This window comes from Actinophytocola sp. (genome assembly GCF_035942955.1).
Classification (GTDB): domain Bacteria; phylum Actinomycetota; class Actinomycetes; order Mycobacteriales; family Pseudonocardiaceae; genus DASYTH01.
This window is the reverse complement of sequence record NZ_DASZCQ010000005.1, coordinates 1-5,730: the sequence shown is the minus strand read 5'-3', so window position 1 is coordinate 5,730 and position 5,730 is coordinate 1. Positions and strand designations below refer to the sequence as shown.

Genomic DNA, 5,730 nt, shown 5'->3' with positions numbered 1-5,730 from the left:
GTTGGGTTGGGGAGCGGGGGTGTGGGGTGGGTGGAAAGGGGAAGGCCACCTTCGTGATGGGGGCGAAGGTGGCCTTCGTTTGGGGGGTGAGGGTGGGGTGGGTTAGACGTTGGTGATCTCGTCGATGAGGCCGTCGATGTCGAAGTGATCCGATTCTTCGCCGAGGGGGACGAGGGTGGTGGTGGCTTCGAGGAAGCGTTGGACGGACTCGCGGTCGAGCTCGAGGAGGGCGTGGCCTTCGGGGGAGGAGATCTCGAGCTGAAGGGCGGTGCGGGAGGTGGTGCGGCGGGGGCGGAGGCGGACGTCGCCGATGCCGGCCGAGCCGACCAGGCCGTTGACGAGGAGGTCGCGGGCGAAGACCCATTGGACCCAGACGTCGTCTTCGGTTTGGAAGGACACCGCGATGGTGAAGGGTTCGGTGGGGTCGTAGGACCAGCGCGAGCGCACTGGAAGATCGTCGGCGAGCGCAACGAGCTCGATTGTGTACACGCTGTCGGCGGTCATCTCCGCACCCTTCCTGTCCACGAGGGTCTGCCCGGGTTTTCGGGTTCGGGCGTCTGGACGTTTCGTGGTGAAGAGTGTTTGGGGGCGAGATCGTGATGTGAGGGGTGCGAGGTTCACGCGATCCGGTGTGACCGGGGCTACTCAGATGAGGCCGAGGGAGCGCACGGCCTGGCGTTCTTCCTCGAGCTCGCGGACCGAGGCGTCGATGCGGGAGCGGGAGAACTCGTCGATCTCCAGGTCCTGGACGATCTCCCACCGGCCGTTGCGGGAGACGGCGGGGAAGGACGAGATCAGGCCCTCGGGAACACCGTAGGAGCCGTCGGAGCGCAGGCCGACCGAGGTCCAGTCGTCCTCCGGGGTGCCGTGGACCCAATCGAACACATGATCGATCGCGGCGTTGGCGGCGGAGGCGGCCGAGGAGGCGCCGCGGGCCTCGATGATGGCGGCGCCGCGCTTGGCGACGGTGGGAATGAAGGTGTCCTTGACCCAGGCGTCGTCGGCGACCGCCTCGAGGGCGGGGGTGCCGGCGACGGTGGCGTGGGCCAGCGAGGGGTACTGGGTGGCGGAGTGGTTGCCCCAGATGGCGAGCTTGCGGATCTCGGTGACGGGGGCGCCGACCTTCTTGGCGAGCTGGGACAGGGCGCGGTTGTGATCGAGGCGGGTCATGGCCGTGAACCGCTCGGCGGGGACGTCGGGGGCGTGCGCCTGGGCGATCAGGGCGTTGGTGTTGGCGGGGTTGCCGACCACGAGGACCCGGACGTCATCGGCGGCACCGGTGTTGATGGCCTCGCCCTGGGGTTTGAAGATGCCGCCGTTGGCCTCCAGCAGGTCGCCGCGCTCCATGCCCTTGGTGCGCGGGCGGGCGCCGACGAGCAGGGCGACGTTGACCCCGTCGAAGGCGCGCTTGACGTCGTCTGTGATGTCGATGCCGGCGAGCAGGGGGAAGGCGCAGTCGTCCAGTTCCATGGCGGTGCCCTCGGTGGCGCGGATGGCCTGAGGGATCTCCAGCAGGGACAGGCGGACCGGGGTGTCCGGTCCGAGGAGCTGGCCGGAGGCGATGCGGAACAGGAGTGCGTAGCCGATCTGACCGGCAGCGCCGGTGACGGTGACGTTCACGGGGGACACGCCGGGCAGGCTATCAAGTTGCGACTCCCACAACCCGTGATGCCTTCGGGTGCACTTCCCCGAACGAGTGCCGAAACACTGGTTTTCCTGCTCAGCGGGGCATCCTCGATGACATGCTGACGTCCGCCGCATACACGGTCCGCGTGAAACTCATCGGCGAGGAGCTGCGCCGCTACCGGCAGGTCGCGGCTTGACGCTCGACCAAGCCGGAGACCGGATCGGGGTCAGCAAGGCAACGATGAGCCGGATCGAGAACGGAGCGGCGCGAGGACGTTGCCGGCCTGCTCGCCATCTACGGAGTGACCGGTGACGATCGGAAGGATCTTCTGGAGCTCACCCGCGAGCCGCGTGAGTCGGGCCTGTGGCGACGGAACTGCCCATACCGTGCGCGCGTCGCGACGTTGAAGGCGCTGGAGTCGCGAGCCACGATATTGATCAACTTTGAGTGCTCTGTGATGCCAGGGCTGTGCAGACAGTTCCCTATATTCAGGCTCTGATGCGCAATGTGGGCATGATTGATGACGAGGAGGAGATAGGCGAACGGGTCGCCGCCCGAGTTCATCGCCAAGCAGTATTGCGAAGCCGCATGCTCCGGAGTTCCTGGCGATCATCGCCGAGGGCGCGCTCCATAATGTCGTGGGGGGACAAGGAAACCATGCGCGAGCAGCTCACCTATCCGATCGAGGCCGCGCAACGTCCCAACATCAAACTTCGGGTCATCCCCGCATCAGTGGGCAACCATCCGGGTCTCGATGGACCGTTCTACCGGCTGCACTTCCGCGATCGCCCCGGTGTGATCATGGTCGGAAACCGCACCTCGTGCGTGTACCTCGAAGACGACCAGACCCTCATGGCCTACAACCACGTGCTGGTCGAGCTGCTCAGCGTGGCGCTCGCACCGGACCGGTCGGTAGCGTTGGAGCGTGACCTCGAATCTCGCCTGGCGTAAGAGCAGCTTCAGCGGAACGGAAGAGCCGAACTGCGTTGAGGTCGCGTGGCTTCCGGGTGCGATCGCATTCTAGGGACTCGAAGAATCCGGACGGGCCAATGCTATTGATTCAGCGGGCCGCCTTGGATGGTCAGTGCTACCGCGAGCATCGCGAAGCCTAGGCCGCCGTAGAGGAGCACATCGATTCCGCGGCCGCGGATGGCGACCATGCCGATGCGGTCATTCGGGAGCATGGCGCGGAGCATGGCGGCGAGGATGAGGGCGACGGCAATGAGCACAGTCCCCTGGCGCCAGTAGTACTGCACGATGCGCACGATCCCGATCACCGCGACGGTGAGCACGAGGATCAGGGGCAGGTGCTTCCTCACCTGGGCAGGCTCCGTTCGGCGGCGGCGACGGTGTTGGTCAGGAGCATGGCCACCGTCATCGGGCCGACCCCGCCGGGCATGGGGGCCAGGAAGCCGGCGACCTCGCGGACGCCCGGGTGGACGTCGCCGACCAGGCCGTGCTCGGTGCGGGTGATGCCGACGTCCAGCACGGCGGCGCCCGGCTTGATCATCTCGGCGGTGATCAACCCGGCGGTGCCGGCGGCGGCCACGACGATGTCGGCCCGGCGGACCTCCGCGCCGAGGTCCTTGGTGCCGGTGTGGCACAACGTGACCGTGGCGTTCTCGCTACGCCTGGTCAGCAGCAGGCCCAGCGGCCGGCCGACGGTGACACCGCGGCCGACGATCGTCACGTTGGCGCCGGCAATGGGAACGTCGTAGCGGCGCAGCAGGGCGACGATTCCCAGCGGCGTGCAGGGCAGCGGACCGGTCTCGCCGAGGACCAGGCGGCCGAGGTTCACAGGGTGCAGGCCGTCGGCGTCCTTGGCGGGGTCGATCCGCTCGAGGATGGCGCCGGAGTCGAGGTGGCCGGGGATCGGGAGCTGGACGAGATAGCCGGTGCAGGCCGGGTCGGCGTTGAGCTCGTCGATCACGGCCTCGACCTCCGCCTGAGTGGCGTGGGCCGGCAGGTCGCGGCGGATGGAGTTGATCCCGACCTTGGCGCAGGCGTTGTGCTTGCCGCGCACGTAGGCGTGTGATCCGGGGTCGTCGCCGACCAGCACGGTGCCCAGCCCCGGCACGACCCCCCGTTCGGCGAGCGCCGCCACCCGCTCGCGCAGGTCGTCGAAGATGGCCTCGCGGGTGGCCTTGCCGTCCAGGATCGTCGCGGTCACGTGCGCCATCTTTCCAGGCGCAGCGCGGCGACACCGACCGCCACCATCGTGATCATGGCGCCGGCGACGCCCGCGACGGTCAGGCCGCCGCCGGCCGCGGGCACGACGAGGTCGAGGCCGACCGCGCCGACGAGTTGGCCGGCGACCGACGACAGGCCCAGCAGCAGGACACCGATCCAGCGCACCGCCGCCACCGCGGTCATCACCGCGCCGATGCCCAGCGGGCCGCCGAGGTAGAGCCACCAGTGGCCGGGCGGGGTCTGCGGCCAGCCGCGCACGGCGACGTCGACCACCACGGCCAGCGCCAGCACGACCGTGCCGGAGCCGAAGTTGACCAGCGTGGGCACCACGACGTTGTGCGTCTCCCGGCGGACCAGGCCGTTCATCGCGGCCTGCCAGGCCAGCCAGAGCCCGGCGAAGGCGGGCAGCACGGCCAGCCACAGGCCGGACGGGTTACCTAGTTTGGGTGAAACGGCCACCGCGACCGCGATGATCGCGAGCGCCCCGCCGGCCGCGCGCGTCGGCGTGATCGGCTGCGGGCCGGCCGGCCCGATGCCCGCGCGGTCGACGACCAGGCTGCTGAGTACCATGCCGGCGACGACGGCCACGGTGAACACCGCGACCCCGATCGCCGCGATGGTGATGCCCTGGCAGGCGACCACGAACGCCCCGCAGACGCCGCCGAGGAGCTGCCACCAGCGCAGCCGGCCGGTCCGCAGCCCGCTGACCAGCTGGACGACGCCGCTGCGGGCCGCAGGCGCCGCCGCGACCCCGGCGACGAGCAGCGCCGACCCGATCACGAACGAGATGAGCGCGGCGATCAAACCATCGTGCATCAGGAGCCCGAGCTGGCCGTTGATCCGGCCCTGCACCGCAAGGCACACCCCGCCGAGAGCCGACAGCACCGCGCCGGCCACCCGCTGCGCGGCCGTGTGCTGGGCGGTGGCGATCTCGGCCTTCATAGGTATCCATCCTCGCCGCGCAGCTAGAGTGACCCTGGACCGCCCCCGGAGGGATCGGATGGTGCAACCGACGCAGCTCGACCCGACCGAGCAGGATGCCCTGGTCAAGCAGATCGGGCTGGCCATGTTGCGGGCCGCCCCGGACGACTGGGACCAGATCACCATCAACTATCGCGCGGTCGGCAGATACTTCGAGGCCGACGGGGAGATCGTCTACGCCGACGAGCGGATCGCCGAGTGGCAGGTGCCCGCGGAGATCACGGCGCTGTTCGGCCGGCTGCGGGCCGGGATGTACCGCGAGGGCCGGGGCACCTGGTTCAACGCCCGCTACCGGCTCGACCACCCGTCGAGCTACAACCTCGACTACGACCGCGACGAGCCGGAGTGGCGCCACCCGCCGCCACCGCAGGCCTTCGCCGACGACCTGGCCACGTTCCCGCGCACCGACGACAACGTCCCCGAGTGGTTGCTGCGGCGGGCAAGCGCTCCGCCGCTTCCCCCGGCGCAGGCCCCGGTCCCGGTCCCGGATCCGACGGCGCCCCGGTTCCGGGTGGCGCGGATCTTCGACGGGGCCGGCGGCAACGGGCGGCCGATCGTCAACCGCCGCCCGATCGCCGAGGGAGAGCGGGCCGAGCTGCTCGACTACCTGAACTCCGCGCCGGTGGCGATGCAGAGCCGCGCGCTCGACGTCGACCGGCTGGACCCCGAGGCGCGGCAGGTGGTGCCGGTGGCGTTCCACACCGACGGCACCTGGATCTGGCCGGCGGCGGTCAACTACTACCTGCACAGTTACGGCGTCGCGCCCGAGCCCGACCTGGTCGATCACATTCGCCGGCGGGGCTTCCAGGTGCCCGAGGTGAACGAGGCTACGCTCGCGGCGGCGGCGGCGTTCCTGGGTCGCACCGCGCCGGCGCCACGCCCACCGATGCCGGCCGTGCCACCGGTCCGGCGCCCGGCGGACGGTCCGCCGC

Annotated in this window: 8 protein-coding genes and 1 pseudogene; 4 read left to right on the top strand and 5 right to left on the bottom strand. The window is 70.0% G+C overall.

Features of this window, described 5'->3' with window-relative positions; translation table 11 throughout:
- Positions 1 to 102 precede the first annotated feature (102 nt).
- The gene (locus VGX25_RS00315) at positions 103 to 504 is read right to left on the bottom strand and encodes an SsgA family sporulation/cell division regulator (RefSeq protein ID WP_326915444.1); all 402 of its coding nucleotides are present in this window, start codon (positions 502 to 504) and stop codon (positions 103 to 105) included.
- Positions 505 to 645: 141 nt separating this feature from the next.
- Positions 646 to 1,629, bottom strand: coding sequence for a malate dehydrogenase (locus VGX25_RS00310; protein ID WP_326915443.1), 984 nt, complete (start codon positions 1,627 to 1,629; stop codon positions 646 to 648).
- A 130-nt stretch (positions 1,630 to 1,759) separates the two neighbouring features.
- Between VGX25_RS00310 and VGX25_RS35585 the strand changes: the two genes are divergently transcribed.
- The 3 genes from VGX25_RS35585 (at position 1,760) to VGX25_RS35580 (ending at position 2,651) form a co-directional block, all read left to right on the top strand.
- Complete coding sequence (locus tag VGX25_RS35585; RefSeq protein ID WP_414635694.1) at positions 1,760 to 1,939, top strand: helix-turn-helix domain-containing protein; 180 nt, start codon at positions 1,760 to 1,762, stop codon at positions 1,937 to 1,939.
- Between the two features lie 186 nt (positions 1,940 to 2,125).
- Positions 2,126 to 2,578 carry a DUF5753 domain-containing protein gene (locus VGX25_RS00305; RefSeq protein WP_414635693.1) on the top strand — a complete coding sequence of 151 codons (453 nt, stop codon included), beginning with the start codon at positions 2,126 to 2,128 and terminating at the stop codon, positions 2,576 to 2,578.
- A complete protein-coding gene (locus VGX25_RS35580) occupies positions 2,553 to 2,651 on the top strand; it encodes a DUF397 domain-containing protein (protein ID WP_326915441.1) in 99 nt (32 codons plus the stop codon). Before VGX25_RS00305 ends, VGX25_RS35580 begins: the two co-directional genes overlap by 26 nt.
- Before the next feature lie 28 nt (positions 2,652 to 2,679).
- On the opposite strand, the gene VGX25_RS00295 is transcribed toward VGX25_RS35580, so the two are convergent.
- From VGX25_RS00295 to VGX25_RS00285, 3 genes are read right to left on the bottom strand one after another with little or no spacing between them, the layout of a single operon-like run.
- Positions 2,680 to 2,946 (bottom strand): DUF3017 domain-containing protein, encoded by a 267-nt coding sequence (locus tag VGX25_RS00295; RefSeq protein ID WP_326915440.1) that lies wholly within the window; start codon positions 2,944 to 2,946, stop codon positions 2,680 to 2,682.
- On the bottom strand, positions 2,943 to 3,797 hold the full coding sequence (locus VGX25_RS00290) for a bifunctional methylenetetrahydrofolate dehydrogenase/methenyltetrahydrofolate cyclohydrolase (protein ID WP_326915439.1): 855 nt from the start codon (positions 3,795 to 3,797) through the stop codon (positions 2,943 to 2,945). The genes VGX25_RS00295 and VGX25_RS00290 overlap by 4 nt, the downstream gene beginning before the upstream one ends.
- The gene (locus tag VGX25_RS00285) at positions 3,794 to 4,759 is read right to left on the bottom strand and encodes a DMT family transporter (protein WP_326915438.1); all 966 of its coding nucleotides are present in this window, start codon (positions 4,757 to 4,759) and stop codon (positions 3,794 to 3,796) included. Before VGX25_RS00285 ends, VGX25_RS00290 begins: the two co-directional genes overlap by 4 nt.
- 58 nt (positions 4,760 to 4,817) lie before the next feature.
- On the opposite strand from VGX25_RS00285, the pseudogene VGX25_RS00280 reads away from it, so the two are divergent.
- Positions 4,818 to 5,730: pseudogene (locus tag VGX25_RS00280) on the top strand (hypothetical protein); the annotation flags it as partial.

Coding starts and splice junctions, on each gene's coding strand:
- VGX25_RS00285 (WP_326915438.1), bottom strand. CDS start 4,759: ATGAAGGCCGAGATCGCCACCGCCCAGCACACGGCCGCGCAGCGGGTG.
- VGX25_RS00305 (WP_414635693.1), top strand. CDS start 2,126: ATGCGCAATGTGGGCATGATTGATGACGAGGAGGAGATAGGCGAACGG.
- VGX25_RS00315 (WP_326915444.1), bottom strand. CDS start 504: ATGACCGCCGACAGCGTGTACACAATCGAGCTCGTTGCGCTCGCCGAC.